The sequence below is a fragment of the Sphingopyxis sp. 550B genome (assembly GCF_057401805.1).
The window spans coordinates 4,153,243-4,171,109 of record NZ_CM171610.1 but is presented as its reverse complement, the minus strand read 5'-3'; the positions used below and the strand labels follow the sequence as shown (position 1 = coordinate 4,171,109).

Annotated in this window: 16 protein-coding genes; 6 read left to right on the top strand and 10 right to left on the bottom strand. The window is 66.9% G+C overall.

Annotated features, from left to right (window positions below; genetic code table 11):
* Positions 1-11 precede the first annotated feature (11 nt).
* From AC2S9W_RS19395 to AC2S9W_RS19355, 9 genes are all read right to left on the bottom strand, one after another.
* Complete coding sequence (locus AC2S9W_RS19395) at positions 12-530, bottom strand: hypothetical protein (RefSeq protein WP_076076632.1); 519 nt, start codon at positions 528-530, stop codon at positions 12-14.
* Between the two features lie 153 nt (positions 531-683).
* Positions 684-2,096, bottom strand: a complete 1,413-nt coding sequence (glnA, locus tag AC2S9W_RS19390) for a type I glutamate--ammonia ligase (protein WP_076076629.1) — start codon at positions 2,094-2,096, stop codon at positions 684-686.
* Positions 2,097-2,176: 80 nt separating this feature from the next.
* Positions 2,177-2,515, bottom strand: coding sequence for a P-II family nitrogen regulator (locus tag AC2S9W_RS19385; protein WP_067112731.1), 339 nt, complete (start codon positions 2,513-2,515; stop codon positions 2,177-2,179).
* Between the two features lie 246 nt (positions 2,516-2,761).
* Positions 2,762-2,956: a hypothetical protein gene (locus tag AC2S9W_RS19380; protein ID WP_486571436.1), complete on the bottom strand. Its 195-nt coding sequence runs from the start codon at positions 2,954-2,956 to the stop codon at positions 2,762-2,764.
* Positions 2,957-2,986: 30 nt separating this feature from the next.
* A complete protein-coding gene (locus tag AC2S9W_RS19375; protein WP_076076626.1) occupies positions 2,987-5,164 on the bottom strand; it encodes a PQQ-dependent dehydrogenase, methanol/ethanol family in 2,178 nt (725 codons plus the stop codon).
* 273 nt (positions 5,165-5,437) lie between these two features.
* Positions 5,438-6,277 (bottom strand): type I methionyl aminopeptidase, encoded by an 840-nt coding sequence (map, locus tag AC2S9W_RS19370; protein ID WP_067112706.1) that lies wholly within the window; start codon positions 6,275-6,277, stop codon positions 5,438-5,440.
* A 663-nt stretch (positions 6,278-6,940) separates the two neighbouring features.
* Positions 6,941-7,108 (bottom strand): hypothetical protein, encoded by a 168-nt coding sequence (locus AC2S9W_RS19365; protein WP_286749724.1) that lies wholly within the window; start codon positions 7,106-7,108, stop codon positions 6,941-6,943.
* Positions 7,108-9,444, bottom strand: a complete 2,337-nt coding sequence (gene clpA, locus AC2S9W_RS19360; RefSeq protein WP_104959830.1) for an ATP-dependent Clp protease ATP-binding subunit ClpA — start codon at positions 9,442-9,444, stop codon at positions 7,108-7,110. The genes AC2S9W_RS19365 and clpA overlap by 1 nt, the downstream gene beginning before the upstream one ends.
* A gap of 159 nt (positions 9,445-9,603) precedes the next feature.
* Complete coding sequence (locus tag AC2S9W_RS19355; RefSeq protein WP_486571435.1) at positions 9,604-10,602, bottom strand: NAD(P)H-quinone oxidoreductase; 999 nt, start codon at positions 10,600-10,602, stop codon at positions 9,604-9,606.
* A 211-nt stretch (positions 10,603-10,813) separates the two neighbouring features.
* On the opposite strand from AC2S9W_RS19355, the gene AC2S9W_RS19350 reads away from it, so the two are divergent.
* Positions 10,814-11,011: a DUF1192 domain-containing protein gene (locus tag AC2S9W_RS19350; protein ID WP_067108440.1), complete on the top strand. Its 198-nt coding sequence runs from the start codon at positions 10,814-10,816 to the stop codon at positions 11,009-11,011.
* 163 nt (positions 11,012-11,174) lie between these two features.
* Here AC2S9W_RS19350 and AC2S9W_RS19345 read toward each other — a convergent pair whose 3' ends face one another.
* Positions 11,175-12,521, bottom strand: coding sequence for an SPOR domain-containing protein (locus AC2S9W_RS19345; protein WP_486571434.1), 1,347 nt, complete (start codon positions 12,519-12,521; stop codon positions 11,175-11,177).
* 255 nt (positions 12,522-12,776) lie between these two features.
* Here AC2S9W_RS19345 and AC2S9W_RS19340 point away from each other — a divergent pair, with 255 nt between their 5' ends.
* From AC2S9W_RS19340 to AC2S9W_RS19320, 5 genes are all read left to right on the top strand, one after another.
* Positions 12,777-13,499: a ParA family protein gene (locus AC2S9W_RS19340; protein ID WP_067108446.1), complete on the top strand. Its 723-nt coding sequence runs from the start codon at positions 12,777-12,779 to the stop codon at positions 13,497-13,499.
* 17 nt (positions 13,500-13,516) lie between these two features.
* The gene (locus AC2S9W_RS19335) at positions 13,517-14,167 is read left to right on the top strand and encodes a hypothetical protein (RefSeq protein ID WP_076076613.1); all 651 of its coding nucleotides are present in this window, start codon (positions 13,517-13,519) and stop codon (positions 14,165-14,167) included.
* 27 nt (positions 14,168-14,194) lie between these two features.
* Positions 14,195-15,586 (top strand): SPOR domain-containing protein, encoded by a 1,392-nt coding sequence (locus AC2S9W_RS19330; RefSeq protein ID WP_076076610.1) that lies wholly within the window; start codon positions 14,195-14,197, stop codon positions 15,584-15,586.
* 169 nt (positions 15,587-15,755) lie between these two features.
* Positions 15,756-16,421: a DUF1013 domain-containing protein gene (locus AC2S9W_RS19325; RefSeq protein WP_199775007.1), complete on the top strand. Its 666-nt coding sequence runs from the start codon at positions 15,756-15,758 to the stop codon at positions 16,419-16,421.
* A gap of 114 nt (positions 16,422-16,535) precedes the next feature.
* Positions 16,536-17,690, top strand: coding sequence for an MBL fold metallo-hydrolase (locus AC2S9W_RS19320; RefSeq protein ID WP_234002462.1), 1,155 nt, complete (start codon positions 16,536-16,538; stop codon positions 17,688-17,690).
* The last annotated feature ends 177 nt before the right edge of the window (positions 17,691-17,867 follow it).

Below are 17,867 nucleotides of genomic sequence, written 5' to 3'. Positions count from 1 at the left end.
GCGCGCCGCGATCAGGCGGCGTCCTTCACCTCGTCGAAATCGTCGAGCTTCTTCAGCGCATCGCGCGCGATCGAACGGAGCTTCGCCGCATTCACCCGGAGGCCCTCGCTGTCCGAGCCCGACAGTTCGTCGATCGAAAAGGCGACGCGGGTGCGGTCGGGCGCCAGTTCGTCGAAGGTGAATTTGAGGCCGGTCGACAGCGCGCCGTCGTCGATGCTGTAGATCATGTGCGCCTCGCGCGGGATTTCCATCGCGACGGCGAATTTCACCTTATAGGCGTCGGGGCGCAGCTTGGGCGCGACCTGCGCCCACGCCGGGTCGCTCCTGTCGATCACCAGTTCGTAAAGGCGGGTCGAGCCGCCGTTGGTGACGAGCGGCAGGCCGGTGAAGGCGCCCTCGTCGCCGAACATCTTCGCGAACACCTCTTCGCGCGGCGCCGCGACGGTCCGGGTCTGGTTCGTCAGTTCGGCGACCTTGCCGCAGCTGGCGACTAGCAGCATCGTGACGACCAGCAGCAGGCGGCGAAGCATTGCGATATCCCCCCTCGGACATTCCGTCGGGGGATATAGCAGCGCCATCTTGCCGAATGGTAAGCGCCGGCGCGATGACCCATTCTTCCGAAAGACGGGAGGCGCCCGGCCGCTGTCAGCCGGACGACCCTGTCGTCCTGCCGGTCGGACCGGTCAGGCGCTGTAGTACATCTCGAACTCGACCGGGCTCGGCGTCTGTTCGACGGCGTGAACCTCGTCCCACTTGAGTTCGATATAAGCCTCGATCTGGTCCTTCGAGAAGACGTCACCCTTCAGCAGGAAGTCGTGGTCGGCAGCCAGGCTGTCGAGCGCTTCGCGCAGCGAGGCGCACACGGTCGGCACTTCCTTCAGTTCCTCGGGCGGCAGGTCATAGAGATTCTTGTCCATCGCGTCGCCGGGATGGATCTTGTTCTGGATGCCGTCGAGCCCCGCCATCAGCAGCGCCGCATAGCAGAGATAGGGGTTCGCCATCGCGTCGGGAAAGCGGAACTCGACGCGCTTCGCCTTGGCGCCCGCGCCATAGGGGATGCGGCACGAGGCCGACCGGTTGCGCGACGAATAGGCGAGCAGTACCGGCGCTTCGAAACCCGGGACGAGCCGCTTGTAGCTGTTCGTCGTGGGATTGGTGAAGGCGTTCAGCGCCTTGGCATGCTTGATGACGCCGCCGATGAAATAGAGGCACATATCCGACAGCCCGGCATAGCCGTTGCCCGCGAACAGCGGCTTGCCCTTTTCCCAGATCGAGAAATGCGTGTGCATGCCGCTGCCGTTGTCGTCCTTGATCGGCTTGGGCATGAAGGTCGCGGTCTTGCCATAGGCATGCGCGACCTGGTGCACGACATATTTGTAGATCTGCATGCGGTCGGCGGTCTGCGTCAGCGTGCCGAAGGTCAGGCCCAGTTCGTGCTGCGCCGCCGCGACCTCGTGATGATGCTTGTCGCACGGCAGGCCGAGTTCGAGCATCGTCGACACCATCTCGCCGCGGATGTCGACCGCGCTGTCGACCGGGGCGACGGGGAAATAACCGCCCTTGGCGCGCGGCCGGTGGGCCAGGTTGCCGCCCTCGTAGCTGCGGCCCGAATTGGTCGGCAGTTCGATGTCGTCGATCTCGAAGCCCGACTTGTTGTAGCCGGTTTCGAAGCGGACGTCGTCGAACATGAAGAATTCGGCCTCGGGCCCGACATAGACGGTATCGCCGATGCCGGTCGATCCGACATAGGCCTCGGCGCGCTTCGCGGTCGTGCGCGGATCGCGGGCATAGCCTTCGCCGGTCGCGGGCTCGACGATGTCGCAGACGATGATCAGCATCGGCGTCGCCGAAAAGGGATCGTCATAGACGGCGTCGAGGTCGGGCTTCAGGATCATGTCGCTTTCGTTGATCGCCTTCCACCCCCCGATCGACGAACCGTCGAACATCAGTCCATCCTCCAGCGCATCCTCGTCGATCGCGCCGGCGCACATGGTCAGGTGGTGCCATTTGCCCTTGGGGTCGGTGAAGCGCAGGTCGACCCACTCGATGTCGTTTTCCTCGATCCGCGCGATGATGTCCTTCGGCTTGGTGGCCATGGTCTTGCACTTCCTTCTTGCGATAGATCCCGATGCGGGGGGATGTTGAACGGCTGATGGCGGGCCCTGGAGTTCCGGTCCTAGAGCGCGTCCTCGTTGCGCTCTCCGGTGCGGATGCGCAGCGCGGTTTCGATGGTCGAGACGAAGATCTTGCCGTCGCCGATGCGGCCGGTTTGCGCGGCGGCGGCGATCGCCTCGACCACGCGCTCGGCCAGCCCATCCTCGACGACGACCTCCAGCTTCACCTTGGGCAGGAAGTCGACGACATATTCGGCGCCGCGATAAAGCTCGGTATGGCCTTTCTGGCGCCCGAAGCCCTTCGCTTCGGTGACGGTGATGCCGCTGACGCCGACTTCGTGCAGCGCCTCCTTCACCTCGTCGAGCTTGAACGGTTTGATGATCGCTTCAATCTTCTTCACGCTGTCCATTCCCCTTGGGCTGTCCACCGCCGGTCGCAGTCCGGGCCGGATCAGGCATGCCTGGTCCGGTCCTCCCGGTCGAGTCGGTGCGGTGTGCCGCCATCTTGCACCAATCAAGACCCGTGCCAATTGGCGAATGGCGGGGTTCCGACGGGAATTTCGGCGTGGGGTCGCGGCGTTGCCCAAGACGCGGGCAGCACCGCCATCCTGCTGCCTAATATATGGGCATGGCGGCGAGGGCGGTTCCTATTTTGATTCACGCAAAGGCGCAAAGGCGCGAAGAAGGCCGCGCACGAGGCCGGCCGTCCATTTGTCGCCGCAGGCGATCTTGAAGGCGCTTCGCGCGACCGGAAAGCGGCGCAAGTACAATGACACGACCTCTTCGCGCCTTTGCGCCTTCGCGTGAAAATTTCCTATCCCGCCCCCCTCCGCAACCAGCATCGGTTTTGGAAAGGGGGTGATGTCTGCGCCCTACCGCCCCATGGGCGCCGACGCCTCGGGCAGATGCGCCTTGGTCCAGTTCGATCGTTCGATGACATAGGCGCGGATCGCCTCGGCATCGGCTGGCGTGAGGACGCGCGCGAAGCTGACCATGCCGCGATCCTTGAGCGCGCCGTCGAGGATCACGCTTTTCCACGCATCGGCATTGGCGAGCGTGCCCGAGACGCGCAGATCGGGGGTGAAGCCGTTGCCGATCGCGCTGTCGCCGTGACAGACTTGGCAATAGCGTCCGAAGTGCGCCTTGCCTGCCGCAACCTGCTGCGGCGTGCCGACCGGCGCGGGCGGGTTCCATTCGAGCGCGGTCGTCGCGGGCGGTGCGGGAAGCTGGACGGTGCCGCCGATCTTGAGCACGACGAGGCGCGGGATGTTGGGCACCTTGCGCGTCACGCCGCCCGCGATCCCCGCGACGAGCGGGAAGGCGCCGCCCTTGCTGGTCTGGAAGGCGACATATTGCACGCCGTTCACGCGGAAGGTCGAGGGCGCGCTGACGATCCCCGACTGCATGTCGAGGTCGAGAAGCTGCTTGCCGCTGTCGGCGGCATAGGCGCGGAAGCGGCCGGTGCTGGTGCCCTGGAAGACGAGGTTGCCCGCCGTCGTCATCGTCCCGCCGTTCCATGCGGCGGGATAATCGACCCCCCAGGCGACCTTGCCCGTGCGCGGATCGAAGGCGACGAGGCGGCCGGTGGTCGCGGCGACCGCGGCGCGGAACGCCGCCGCGTCGTCGGGCAGCATCCCGGCCTGGAGCGAGGTGCCGACGTTGAAGCCGAGCACCTTACGCTTGTCGAGTTCGTCCATGTCCTCGAGGTAGCCCTGCGGAATCTGCTGCGCGGGGATATAGACGAGGCCGGTCGCGGGATTGTAGCTCATCGGGTGCCAGTTGTGCGCGCCGAGTGCGCCCGGAATGGCGATGAACGGCTTGCCGGTCCGATAGAAGCGGGCATCGGGATTTTCGATCGGCCGCCCGGTCGCGAGGTCGTAGCCGGTCGCCCAGTTGATCCCGTCGACGAAAGGTTTTGCGTCGATCAGCTTGCCCGTCGCGCGGTCGATGGTGAAGAAAAAGCCGTTCTTTGGCGCGTGATACAGCACCCTGGTCGGGGTGCCGTTCACCGGCTGCTCGGCCAGGATGATCGGCTGCGTCGCCGTATAATCCCAGCTTTCGGCCGGGGTTTCCTGATAATGCCATTTATAGGCGCCGGTGTCCGCGTCGAGCGCGACGACCGAGGAGAGGAACCAGTTGTCGCCCTCGCCGTTCGAGCGCAGCCCGTGGTTCCATGGATTGCCGTTGCCGACGCCCAGATAGATCTGGTCGAGATCCTTGTCATAGACGATCGCGTCCCACACGGTGCCGCCGCCGCCCGATACCTTCCACTCGCCCTTGTCGGACCAGGTGGCGTTGCCCTTCGACGCGAAGATGTCGTCCGATGCCGCGCCGTCCTTCCTTTTCTCGGGGTTGGGCGCGGTGTAGAAGCGCCAGCGTTCCTTGCCGGTGTCGGCGTCATAGGCGGTGACATAGCCGCGCACGCCGAATTCGGCGCCGCCGTTGCCGATCAGCACCATGTCCTTCACCACGCGCGGCGCGCCGGTGATCGTATAGGGCTTCGCGGTGTCGAAGGTCTGCGTCGACCACAGTTCCTGCCCGGTCTTGCGGTCGAGCGCGATCAGCCGGCCGTCGATCGTGCCGACGAACAGCTTGTCGCCCCAGACCGCGACGCCGCGGTTGACAACGTCGCAGCAGGCGTTGACCGCGCGTTCGCCGGGCACCTTGGGGTCGAAGCTCCACAGCTTCTTGCCGGTCGCGGCATCCCATGCGTCGACCTTCGACCAGGCGTGGCTGACATACATCACCCCGTCGACGACGACCGGGGTCGCTTCCTGCCCGCGCGCATCGTCGAGGTCGGCGAACCAGGCGATGCCCAATTGCCCGACATTCCGGTCGTCGATGTCCTTGAGCGGGCTGAAGCGCTGCTCGTCATAGCTGTAGCCGATGCCGGCCCAGTCGTCGCCGTTGCCGCCGGTCTTCAGCAGGGTCTCGCTGGCCTTCTCCGCCTCGTCGAGCGATCCGGTCCCGCCCGATTTCGATGCGTTGCATCCCGCCAGCACCAGCGCCGCGCCGCCCAGCAGCGCGGTCACGAAGACCCGTTTCGCCATATTCGCTCTCCCTCGACGTCCATGGTTGACGTTTGCGTCAACTCTGCGCCGGGCGCGCCCGATTGGCAAGGGGGATTTAGGGTCTTCTACCTAGAGCGGCGTGCCATGAATCTGCAACGCCCCTTATTCGTTCGTGTCGAGCGAAGTCGAGACACTCACCGGCCTTGCGCCACGCTGATGGGTGTCTCGACTGCGCTCGACACGAACGGGACGATGGGTCAGATTTAACGCTCGATGCTCTAGACGCCACGCGTTCGCGGCAGGGCGGCGTGTTCACGCCCAGGGCGGCGCATTCAGGCCTTTAGGGCTGGCGGTAAAGATTTCGCAGCCGGTTTCGGTGATCCCGATACTGTGTTCGAACTGCGCCGACAGGCTGCGGTCGCGGGTCGTCGCGGTCCAGCCGTCGGGCAGCATCTTCACCGCATATTTGCCGGTGTTGATCATCGGCTCGATGGTGAAGAACATGCCGGGCTTCAGTTCGGGACCGGTGCCGGGGCGGCCGGCGTGGACGACCTCGGGCGCGTCGTGGAACATCTGGCCGACGCCGTGGCCGCAGAAGTCGCGCACGACCGAATAGCGGTGGCGCTCGGCATGCTGCTGGATCGCGTGGGCGATGTCGCCGATCCTGTTGCCGGGCTTCGCCTGCTCGATCCCCAGCATCAGGCATTCATAGGTCACGTCGACCAGCCGCCGCGCCTTGATGCCGACCTCGCCGACCAGATACATGCGGCTCGTGTCGCCGTGCCAGCCGTCGACCATCGGCGTGACGTCGACATTGACGATGTCGCCCTCGCGCAGCGGCCTGGCGTCGGGAATGCCGTGGCAGACGACGTGATTGATGCTGGTGCAGCAGCTGTGCGTGTAGCCGCGATAGCCGAGCGTCGCGGGAATGCCGCCGCCCGCCAGCGTCATCTCGCGGACGAGGTCGTCGATCTGCGCCGTCGTCACGCCGGGCCGGACGAAGGGAACGAGCGCGTCGAGGATCTCGGCCGCGAGCCGCCCCGCCCGGCGCATGCCGGCAAAACCCGCCTCGTCGTGCAGCTTGATCGTCCCGTCGCGCACGGGAGCAGGAGTGCCGGCCTCGGCGGCGGTGACGGAAACATAATCGTACATGGGGGGGATATAGGGGATCGGGGCTAAAAAAGCTAGGTTTGCAAGCGTTGACGGTGCTTTCTCTTCTTCGGTATGTGTCGGTCTAGCCAGCGATGAACGCCAGCGATCCTGATTTCCAATGATAGCCAATGGGACAGCTGGTCTGGCAGCATATGTGTTTCGGATACGACACGTTTGATAATCGGTGCTCACCGCTTCCGGGCTTGAGCCCTCAATTTTCTATGGGCACCGGGGCCTCCCGACTTTCCAGCCTTTCCGGCTACGTCAACGCCGATCTTTTTCTGCATGTTACGCGATGTGGCCTTGTACATCCGCGAGCCGCCTCCCATGCTTGCGGCCCTCCCCTTCAGGGGTGAGGTTGGGGTGGGGGCTATCCGCCTTGCGCGAGGCTGCGAGGCCCCACCCCGCTGCGACTAAGGTTCGGCTAACGCCGAACCTAGAGCAGCGTGCCTAAAATCTGCATCACCCTTTCTGCCGTTCGTGCTGAGCCTGTCGAAGCACCGTCCTTCTTCTTGCGGCGCCGAAAGAAAGAACGGCCCCATTTCGACTGTCTTGCAGGCGCTCAGGACAGGCTTCGACAAGCTCAGGGCAAACGGTTCAGATTTAATGCTCGATGCTCTAAGCCTCGCCGTCCCTCCCCTGAAGGGGAGGGAATTAATTATGCTATTGTTCGGCCAGCTTTTTAAGCGCAGAATGTCGCTTCTTCATAACGGCCCGTGCAACCGCCAGCTGCTCATCCAATTCGTTGGATGCCAAGGCGCGCAAGATTTCGCGATCCTCGGTCATAATGGCCTCGGCAACGCGCATCTGGCGCTTCGACTCCTTGTCCATCACTCCGCCGCCTTCTCCGGCCTGGCCTTCGCCTTGCCCTTGCCGGCCTTGGGCGGGGCGGGGGTGATTTCGAAGGCGAGCGGGTTGCCGACCTTGGCGTCCTCACCCTGCTTCATCCTCACCTTGACCTCGCCGCCGTGGACCAGCTTGCCGAACAGCAGTTCCTCGGCGAGCGGCTGCTTGATCTTCTCCTGGATCAGGCGGCCCATCGGGCGCGCGCCATAGAGCTTGTCATATCCCTTGTCGGTCAGCCACTTGCGCGCCGCCTCGTCGAGCTGGATGTGGACGTTGCGGTCGGCCAGCTGCAGTTCGAGTTGCAGGATAAACTTGTCGACGACGCGCGCCACCACCTCTGGCGGCAGATAGCCGAAGGGCACGATCGCATCGAGGCGGTTGCGGAATTCGGGGGTGAACATGCGCTTCACCGCCTCTTCCTGCACATCCTCGCGCGTCGCGTTGCCGAAGCCGATCGATTCGCGCGTCATGTCGCTGGCGCCCGCATTGGTCGTCATGATCAGGATGACGTTGCGGAAATCGACCGTCTTGCCGTGGTGGTCGGTCAGGCGGCCGTTGTCCATCACCTGCAGCAGGATGTTGAACAGGTCGGGATGCGCCTTCTCGATCTCGTCGAGCAGCAGCACGCAGTGCGGATTCTGGTCGATCGCATCGGTCAGCAGGCCGCCCTGGTCGTATCCGACATAGCCCGGCGGCGCGCCGATCAGGCGGCTCACCGAATGGCGCTCCATATATTCCGACATGTCGAAGCGCTGGAGCGGAATGCCGAGCAGCGCCGCGAGCTGCTTCGCGACCTCGGTCTTGCCGACGCCGGTCGGGCCGCTGAACAGATAGTTGCCGATCGGCTTTTCGGGATCGCGCAGCCCGGCGCGCGACAGCTTGATTGCCGACGCCAGCACCTCGATCGCGGTGTTCTGCCCGAACACCACGCGCTTGAGGTCGGTCTCGAGGCTTTCGAGCACCTTCTTGTCGTCGCTCGACACCGATTTGGGCGGAATGCGCGCCATCGTCGCGATCACCGCCTCGATCTCCTTGGGGGTGATCGTCTTGCGGCGCTTCGACGGCGGCACCAGCATCTGCATCGCGCCGACCTCGTCGATCACGTCGATCGCCTTGTCGGGCAGCTTGCGGTCGTTGATGTAGCGCGCCGACAGTTCGACCGCCGCGTTGATCGCGTCGGCGGTATATTTGACATTGTGGTGGCTCTCGAACGCCTCGCGCAGCCCGGCGAGGATCTTCTTGGTATCCTCGAGGCTCGGCTCGATCACGTCGATCTTCTGGAACCGGCGCAGCAGTGCGCGGTCCTTCTCGAAGTGGTTGCGGAACTCCTTGTAGGTCGTCGAGCCGATGCAGCGGATGACGCCGCCCGACAGCGCGGGCTTGAGCAGGTTCGATGCGTCCATCGCGCCGCCGCTCGTCGCGCCGGCGCCGATCACCGTGTGAATCTCGTCGATGAACAGGATCGCGTGCGGCAGGCCCTCGAGTTCGGAGACGACCTGCTTCAGCCGCTCCTCGAAGTCGCCGCGATAGCGCGTGCCGGCGAGCAGCGCGCCCATGTCGAGCGAATAGATCACCGCTTCCTTGAGCACGTCGGGCACGTCGCCCTCGACGATCTTGCGCGCGAGCCCTTCGGCGATCGCGGTCTTGCCGACGCCGGGATCGCCGACATAGAGCGGGTTGTTCTTGCTGCGGCGGCACAGGATCTGGATCGTGCGGTCGACCTCGGCCCCGCGGCCGATCAGCGGGTCGACCTTGCCGCCCTTCGCCTTTTCGTTCAGGTTGACGGTGAACTGGTCGAGCGCGGTTTCCTTCTTGTTCTTCGCCTCGCCCTTGTCCTTCGCTTCTTCCTTCTCCTCGGGCTCGGCCTGCGCGGCGGGCTTGCCGCCCTTGCCGACGCCGTGGCTGAGATAGGAAACGGCGTCGAGCCGCGTCAGGTCCTGCTGCTGGAGGAAATAGACGGCATAGGATTCGCGCTCCGAAAACAGCGCGACGAGGACGTTGGCGCCCGTCACCTCGTCCTTGCCCGACGACTGGACGTGCAGGATCGCGCGCTGGACGACGCGCTGGAAGCCGCTGGTGGGGCTGGGGTCGCTATGTCCCTCGACCTTCAGGCTGTCGAGCTCGGTGTCGAGATAGTGGACCACCGCCGATTGCAGGTCGCCCAATGCGACGCCGCAGGCGCGCATCACCTCGGCGGCGTGCTCGTCGTCGATCAGCGCATAGAGCAGATGCTCCAGCGTTGCATATTCATGGTGCCGCTCCGACGCGGCCTTCAACGCGTTGTGCAGGGTCTTTTCGAGCGATTCCGAAAAGGACGGCATGGGTCGTTCTCCTTGCGAGACCCGCCGGGGAGAGGCGGACCCCTGGGACCACAAGGTGGCGATGCCGCCGCTTCACCGCAAGGGAAAAGCGGAAGCCACGGTCAAATTAGAGCCACAGCCTTGCTTCATGGTTAACAAAGCCTTGGGAAATGGTGGCGGCTAAACCGTCAGCACGATCTTTCCGACATGCTCGCCCGCCTGCATGCGGGCGTGCGCGGCGGCGGCTTCGGCCAGCGGGAAGCGCCGGTCCATCGCCGGCTTCCAGCCGCCCTCGGCAAGCTGCGGCCACAGCGTCCGGTGGATCTCGTCGGCCAGCGCCGCCTTGAACGAGACGCTGCGCGCGCGCAGCGTCGACCCGGTCATCGTCTGCCGCCGCCGCATCAGGCTCGATATGTCGACCTGTGCCGTCGCGCCGCGCTGGAAGGCGATGCTGACGTGGCGCCCGTCGTCGGCGAGGCAGGCGAGGTTGCGCGGCACATAGTCGCCCCCGACCATGTCGAGCACGACGTCGACGCCCTTGCCGTCGGTGAACGCCTTGACCGCCTCGACATAATCCTCGGTCGAATAGTCGATCGCGAGGTCGGCGCCGAGCGCGCGCGCCGCGGCGCATTTGTCCGCGCTGCCGCACGTTACCGCGATCCGGATGTCGAACAGCTTGCACAGCCCGATCGCGGTGGTGCCGATGCCGCTGGTGCCGCCGTGGACGAGCACCGTCTCGCCGTCCTTGACCCAGCCCCGTTCGAACAGATTGTGCCAGACGGTGAAGACGGTTTCGGGCAGCGCCGCCGCCTCTTCCATCGAGAATCCCGCGGGCACCGGCAGGCAGCTTCCCGCCGGCGCGACGCAATATTCGGCATAGCCGCCGCCCGCGACGAGCGCGCATACCGCCTGTCCCAGCATCTCCGGGTCGCCGCCCGGTCCGATCGCGGCGACCGTCCCCGCAACCTCCAGCCCCGGCAGGTCCGAGGCGCCCGGCGGCGGCGGATAAAAGCCCATGCGCTGCAGCACGTCGGGGCGGTTCACCCCCGCCGCGGCGACGCGGATCAGCACTTCGTCGGGTCCCGGCTGCGGCACCGGCCGCGTCTCCGGCACCAGAACCTCGGGTCCGCCCGGTTCGCGGATCGCGATGGCGGTCATGCTCGCTGGCAAGCTGGTCACGCTCTGAAATCCCCCACTAGCTCCACCCGCTCTCCGCGCCGCCGGTCCCGGTCCGCCAGCGCCCGTGGTTCGGGCAGGCGGATGCGGATCGTGTCCGGGGCGACGGCGGAAAGGGCGAGGCGTCATCCTTGTGGCCCGCCTTATTGACAGAGGGACGGCACGGGTCAACAGTCGCGCGCCATCGGCCGCGACCGGCGCGAAAGGAAACGCCATGGACGACGACGATCTTCCCCGCCGCCGCGACGACCTGCTCGCCGCACTGATTCGCCAGCCGCTCGACCCGCTGTCGGTCGACGAACTCGCCGACCGCATCGCCGTGCTCGAAGCCGAAATCGAGCGCACCAGAAAGCACGCCGCCGCCGCGGGCAGCTTCAAGGCGAACGCGGAGGCGCTGTTCCGCAAAGGCTAATATGGTGGAATCAAGGTTCTTGTCATCATCGTCACCCCGGGCTTGACCCGGGGTCTCGCTTCCTTTCGCACACGGACCGAGGAAAAGCGGGATCCCGGCTCCAGCCCGGGATGACGAAATCAAGGAAGCGAACTTCGGATTCAGGTGACCAGGGTGGCGCCCTCTAACGATCGACCACCAGACAGGGGCGGCCGTCCTTCTTCACCGCCGAGCAGAAGGATTCGGCGTCGGCCTTGCTCGCGAAATCGCCGACCTGAAGGCGGGTGAGCTTGCCGCTCTTGACCAGATAGGGCTGGCGCGCGGCCGCCGCGGGATAGGCTTTCTCGACCGACCGCCACAGGTTCCGCGCATTCGCCTCGACGCCGAAGGCACCGAGTTGCACGCGCCACGGGCTCTTTCCGGCGGCGGGAGCGGGGGCGGGTTGTGCCGCTTTCGGCGTGGCGACGACCACCTTCTGCTGCACGGGAGCAGGCGCGGGCGCGGGCGCAGGAGTCTGCGGAGGCGCGGACGTTTCGGCGGGCGGCAGCGGCCCCTTTTCGGGCGGCGCGGCATAGCTGGTGCCCGGTGCCGCGGGCTGCGACGGCGGCGGCGCGACGACGCGGATCGCGCCGGGCGCCGTCTGGACGGTGTCGGCTGGAGCTTCCTTCGCGGCCGCGGTTGCCACATCGGCGTTGGCCGCAGCCTCGGCCGCCGCGGCGGCGGCGTGCTGCGCGGCCGGCGACAGCGGCGCCGCAGGCTTGGGGGTTGGGGCGGGCGCCGGTGCCGGCGCAAGAACGGGCGGCGGCGTGTAGAGCGTGCCGGGGACCGAGGCGGGCAGGCTCGCGGTCTGCACCGGCGACGGCGCGGATTTCGGCGCTTCGGGCGCGGCGGCGTTCACCGCGGCGAGCCGTGCGCGCTGCTCGTTCTTCTCCATTTCGGGCAGCAGCGCGAGGCCCCGCTGCCGCTGGTCGAGCGGAATCAGCCGGTCGAGCTGCGCGAGGCGAGCCGAGGCGATGCCCAGTCCGGCATCGCTCGCGCGCTTGGTCAGCGCATAGGCGCGCGGCCAGTCCTTCGCCGCGAGGTCGCCGTTGAACATCGCGGTGCCCAGGACATATTGCGCGCGGGGTTCGCCGCGCTCGGCCGACCGGGTGATGAAGGGCATCGCCTCGTCGCGGCGATTAGCGGTGAAGAGCACGAGGCCCAGATTGTCTTCGGCCTGCAAATGCCCCTGTTTCGCGGCACGACGATACCAGCCTTCGGCCTGGCCGAGGTCGGCGGGCACGCCGCGGCCGAGCTTGTAGGCCTGGCCGAGGTTGAATTGCGCGTCCGGATCGCCGGTGATCGCGAGCGGGCGCCACACGGCCACCGCCTTCGCATAGTCGCCCGCTTCCCAGGCATCGACGCCGGCCTTGACGTCGGGCGCTGCCGCCGCTGCCGGCGGCGCGGCCTTGGTCGCGGCCAGCGCGGGCGCGGCGAGCAGCACGGCCGGGATCAGCGGCGCGGCCAGCAAGAGGGTGCGGTATGAACGCATCGGCAATCTCCAATGAACGGCGTCACTTGACGAGCGAGCAGTTCCGCCCGCCGTCCTAATCCCAAATGGCTAACACCCCGTTAGCGAAAAACGCGGGGTCGCGGCTTTTGATCCGAAATGGCACAAACGTCTCTTAAGCTCTTGTTGACCATGAGCGCGAACCGATCGTTCACCATCTTTTCGGCATCGTTAACCCAATTTTAGGCTCCCGCGTGGCATCCCGTCGCCAATTCGAGGATATCCAGGGGGACAGTCGTGCGCGTTCTGGCATTGGCTTCACAAAAAGGCGGATCGGGCAAGACCACCCTGTCCGGGCATCTCGCGGTGCAGGCGCAGCTTGCCGGCGCCGGTCCCGTCGTTCTCATCGACATCGATCCGCAGGGCTCGCTCGCCGACTGGTGGAACGAGCGCGAAACCGACCTTCCGGCCTTCGCCCAGACCACGGTCGCGCGGCTCGCCTCCGATCTGGAGATCCTGCGCCAGCAGGGCTTCAAGCTCGCGGTCATCGACACGCCGCCGGCGATCACCATGGCGATCCAGAGCGTGATTTCGGTCGCCGAGCTGATCGTCGTCCCGACGCGTCCCAGCCCGCACGACCTGCGCGCCGTCGGCGCCACCGTCGACCTGTGCGAGCGCGCGGGCAAGCCGCTGGTGTTCGTCGTCAACGCCGCGACGCCCAAGGCGAAGATCACCAGCGAGGCCGCGGTCGCGCTGTCGCAGCACGGCACCGTCGCGCCGGTGACGCTGCACCACCGCACCGACTATGCCGCCTCGATGATCGACGGCCGCACGGTGATGGAGGTCGATCCGAACGGCCGCTCGGCCGAGGAGGTCCGCCAGCTGTGGACCTATATCAACGACCGGCTGGAGAAGAATTTCCGCCGCACCGTCTTTTCGGCGCCGATGCCCGCGCAGGCAGGTTACGGCGCGGTGCGTCCGCTGGGCGGGGGCTTCGGCCGCCGCATCGCGGGCCAGTGAGCGGGGGAGCGGAACTCATGGGCGAACCCAAACCACTTGCCTCGCTGAGCGCCGGCCTGCTCGCCCGCAAGGGCGCGGCGCGCCCCGCGATGCGCCGCCAGCCGCTCGGCAGCGGCCCAGCGCCGCTCGTCCAGCCGGGCTATGACGATCTCGGCTGGAACGACATGGGCTATGACGTCGATCCGCAGCAGTCGTCCGAACCGGCGCATATGGTCGACCTGAAGCCGCTGCTCGCCGGATCGGTGCTGCAGCACAACAGCGAGGCCGAACAGGCGGTCGAGGACAGCGCGGTTCCCGACGCGCCGCTCCCGGCACCCGAAGCCGAGGCACCCGCGAATCCGCCCGCGATTCCAGAGGTCGTGCGCCAGCAGGAATCGCTGCTCGACCGCGTGGCCGCCGTGGCCCGCAAGGTCGAACGGCGCCCCGAAGCGAAGGCGCCCGAAGGTCCGGCGCGCGCGCCGCGTGCCCGCGACAAGGCGGCCTTCACGCTGCGCCTCAATGCCGAACGCCATCTGCGCCTGCGCCTTGCGAGCGCGGTGACGAACCGCTCGGCGCAGGGCATTTTGACCGATTTGCTCGACGATTATCTCTCGTCGCTGCCCGAGATCGACGCAATGGCGAGCCGCCTGCCGGCGGCGCGTCCGGCGCGCCGGGCGCGGCAGCGCTAAGACCCGAGTTTTGGGGGGACTGTAAAGATGAACCGCAAGATGCTGATCAAGCTCGCGATTTCGGGATTCGTCCTGGGGGCGGGCACGGCGGGCTGCGCGAGCGCGGGCTCGGCGGCGACCGAACCGGCGCGCACCGCCGACGCCGACGCCGCCGCGAAACAGGCCGACAAGGCGCGCAGCGCGCTCGAAAAGGGCAAGGCCGCCAAGGCCGTTGCGCTCGCCGAGGCGGCGGTCGCGGGAAGCCCGCGCGACGCCGGTTATCGCACGTTGCTCGGCCAGGCCTATCTGAACGACGGGCGCTTCGTTTCGGCGAGCACCGCGCTGACCGAGGCGATGGAACTGGGCGCGACCGACAGCAACACGGTGATCGCCCTGACGCTCGCCTATATCGCGCAGGGCAAGAATGCGGAGGCAGTGGAATTGCTGCGCGCGCACGACGACACGGTGCCGGCATCCGACGCGGGGCTGGCGCTCGCACTCGTCGGCAACAGCGAGGCGTCGCTCTATACGCTCGGCGAAGCCGCACGGGCGCCCGGCGCCGATGCGCGCACGCGCCAGAATCTCGCGCTCGCCCTCGCGCTTTCGGGACGCTGGGCGCAGGCGCGCATCCTCGCCGCGCAGGACCTGTCGCTCGACAAGGTCGAGGGCCGCATGGCCGAATGGACGAAACTGGCCGAACAGCCGAACCCCGGGGTCCGCATCGCGACCCTGATCGGCACCAGCATGCGCGCCGACGGCGGTATGCCGGCCCGCCTCGCGCTGCAGGCCAGCACCGACACCCGGATGGCCGCTGCCGATGTGCCGGCGCCGATGGCCGCCGCCGACCCGGCGCCGGTCGAGCGCTTTGCGCCGCCGCCGCCCGTCGTTGCCGACGCCGGCGAAGCGATCCGCGCCGTCGAACTGCCGATGCCCGCGCGCGATGCCCACGGCGTCGTGCCGGTCAGCGACCTGCCGGCGCCGCCGAAGGCCGAAGCGCCGGTGATCCTCGCCGATGCGGCGCCCTATCGCCACGCGCCGCGCACCGACGGCGAACGGCTGCGTCCGATGCAGCGCGAGGCGCTCGACATCGCGACCCGGATCGTTCCGCGCGCGATGGGCTTCGACTCGAAGAAGCCGTCGGGATGGGCGGTGCAACTCGGCGCCTATGACAGCCTGGCGATCGCGCAGGAAAAATGGGGCGTGCTCAAACGCCGCAACGCGATGCTGGGCCAGTTCCCCGCATCGAGCCACAGCGCGGTGGTCAAGGGACGCACCTTCCATCGCCTGACGGTCAACGGCCTTGCGAGCCGCGGCGACGCGACCGAGCTCTGCCGCCAGTTGAAGGCGCAGGGGCAGCAATGCTTCATCCGCCAGATGGGCGGCAGCGAAAGCATCCAGTGGGCGGCGAAGGCCAGCCCGGTGCGGATGGCGTCGCGCTGAGTTTTTCGGCACTCCGGGGGGAGTGAAACGGCAGGGGGCGCGGTGGAAAACCGCGCCCCTTCGCTTGCGGGGCCTTGCCGCCATGCCCAATCCGGTATAGAGCGACCGCCAATGTCCGGCCGCCCCGCGAGGGGCGGCCCTTATTATTTCCGCTTGGAGAAGAAGCGCCATGGCCCATGCCGATCCGACCCCGCTGATGCCGCACGCGACCGCCGCCTGGCTGGTCGACAACACCGGCCTGACCTTTGCCCAGATCGCCGAATATTGCGGCATCCACGTGCTGGAAGTGCAGGCGATCGCCGACGAGACCGCGGCGACCAAATATACCGGCCGCGACCCCGTCCGCGCCAACGAACTGTCGATGGAAGAGATCGAGAAGGGCCAGAATGACCCTGGCTACCGGTTGAAGATGACGGTGCAGTCGCAGGACACGATCCGCCGCACGCGCGGCCCGCGCTACACCCCGGTCAGCAAGCGCCAGGACAAGCCCGACGGCATTGCCTGGATTCTCAAGAACCACCCCGAGGTGTCGGACGGCGCGATCGGCAAGCTGATCGGCACGACGCGCAACACGATCAACGCGATCCGCGAGCGCAGCCACTGGAACAGCGCCAACATCGTTCCCAAGGACCCGGTGACGCTCGGCCTCTGCTCGCAGCGCGAACTCGACGCGCTCGTCGCGAAGGCGGCGAAGAAGGCGGGGATCAAGGCGCCCGAGGACAACCGTCTCGAAGGCGACCGCGAGGCGCTGCTCGAGGAACTGCGCGCCGAACGCACTGCCGCCGCCGAAGCGCGCGCCGCAGAGGAAATCGACGAAGCCGGCGGCGAAGCCTGACGTCGGCGATGAAGTTTCCATCCTCGTCATTGCGGGGAGCCGAGGGGGACGCGGCAATCCGGAGCTGCGCAAACCGCTCTGGATTGCTTCCCCCGGATCAGGTCCGGGGTCGCAATGACGGGGAATAACAACATGGCGAACGGCGAGGAAGACGATATTCCGGCGACCAGCGGCTCGCCCGATGCGTCGCTGACCCAGGACGATAATTTCACCGTCACCAGCCATGCGGGGCTCGCCTATCCGTGGGGCGACGCCGCGCCGGCCGCGGGCGAGACGATCCGCATCGCGAACGGCATCAGCTGGGCGCGCATCCCGATGCCGGGGTCGCTCGGCCACATCAACAGCTGGCTGCTCGACGACGCTGACGAGGATGGTGAGGGCGTCGCGGTGGTCGATACCGGCATCTGCCTGACGATGTGCTCGGACGCGTGGAAGGCGCTCTATGCCGGCGCGCTCGCGGACGTGCGCATCACGCGCGTCTTCGGCACCCACCTCCATCCCGACCATATCGGGCTCGCGGGCTGGATCGCGAAGAAGCGCGGGGTGAAGCTGTGGATGACGCGCGGCGAGATGCTGACCGCGCGCGCGATCGTCGCCGATTCGAGCGATACCGCGCCCGAAGAACTTCTCGTCCAGTCGCGCGCCGCGGGCTGGGACGACGCGGCGATCGAGGCGCAGCGCACGCGCGGCTGGAACATGTTCCAGCGCATGATCTTTCCGCTGCCGCGCGGCTATATGCGGATCGAGGACGGCGACCGCATCGCCATGGGCGCGCACCAGTGGCGCGTCGTGACCGGATCGGGCCACAGCCCCGAACATGCCTGCCTGTGGAACGAGCGCGAGGGCATATTGGTGTCGGGCGACCAGGTGCTGCCGCGGATCAGCTCGAACGTGTCGGTCAACATCACTGAGCCCGACGCCGATCCGCTCGGCGAATGGCTCGCGTCGATCGACAAGCTGCTGCGCGTGGTGCCGCCCGACGTGATCACGTGCCCGGCGCACGGCGAGCCGTTCAAGGGCCTGCACGTCCGCCTGACGGCGCTGCGCGACGAACATCGCATGCGGCTCTACAAGGTCGCGGAAGCGGTGTCCGAACGGCCGATGCGCGCGGTCGAGACCTTCCCGCTGCTGTTCAGCCGGCCGATCGGCGAGCATAATCTGGGCCTCGCGACCGGCGAGGCGCTCGCGCATCTCAAGCGGCTCGAGGTCGAGGGCCGGGTGCGCAAGGAGGATCGCGACGGCGTCTGGTGGTATCACGGCGTGGCGTGACGCGACGCCCGCGCGGAGACGCGAAAAGATGAGCGTCTCACACAATGATACGAAGGGGATGAGCTTATGTGCCGCTTCAACCTGAACGGGACAGGCGATAGGGCATCGCGCCTTCAATCTGCATCATCCTTTCTGCCGTTCGTGCTGAGCCTGTCGAAGCACCGTCCTTTTTTTCCG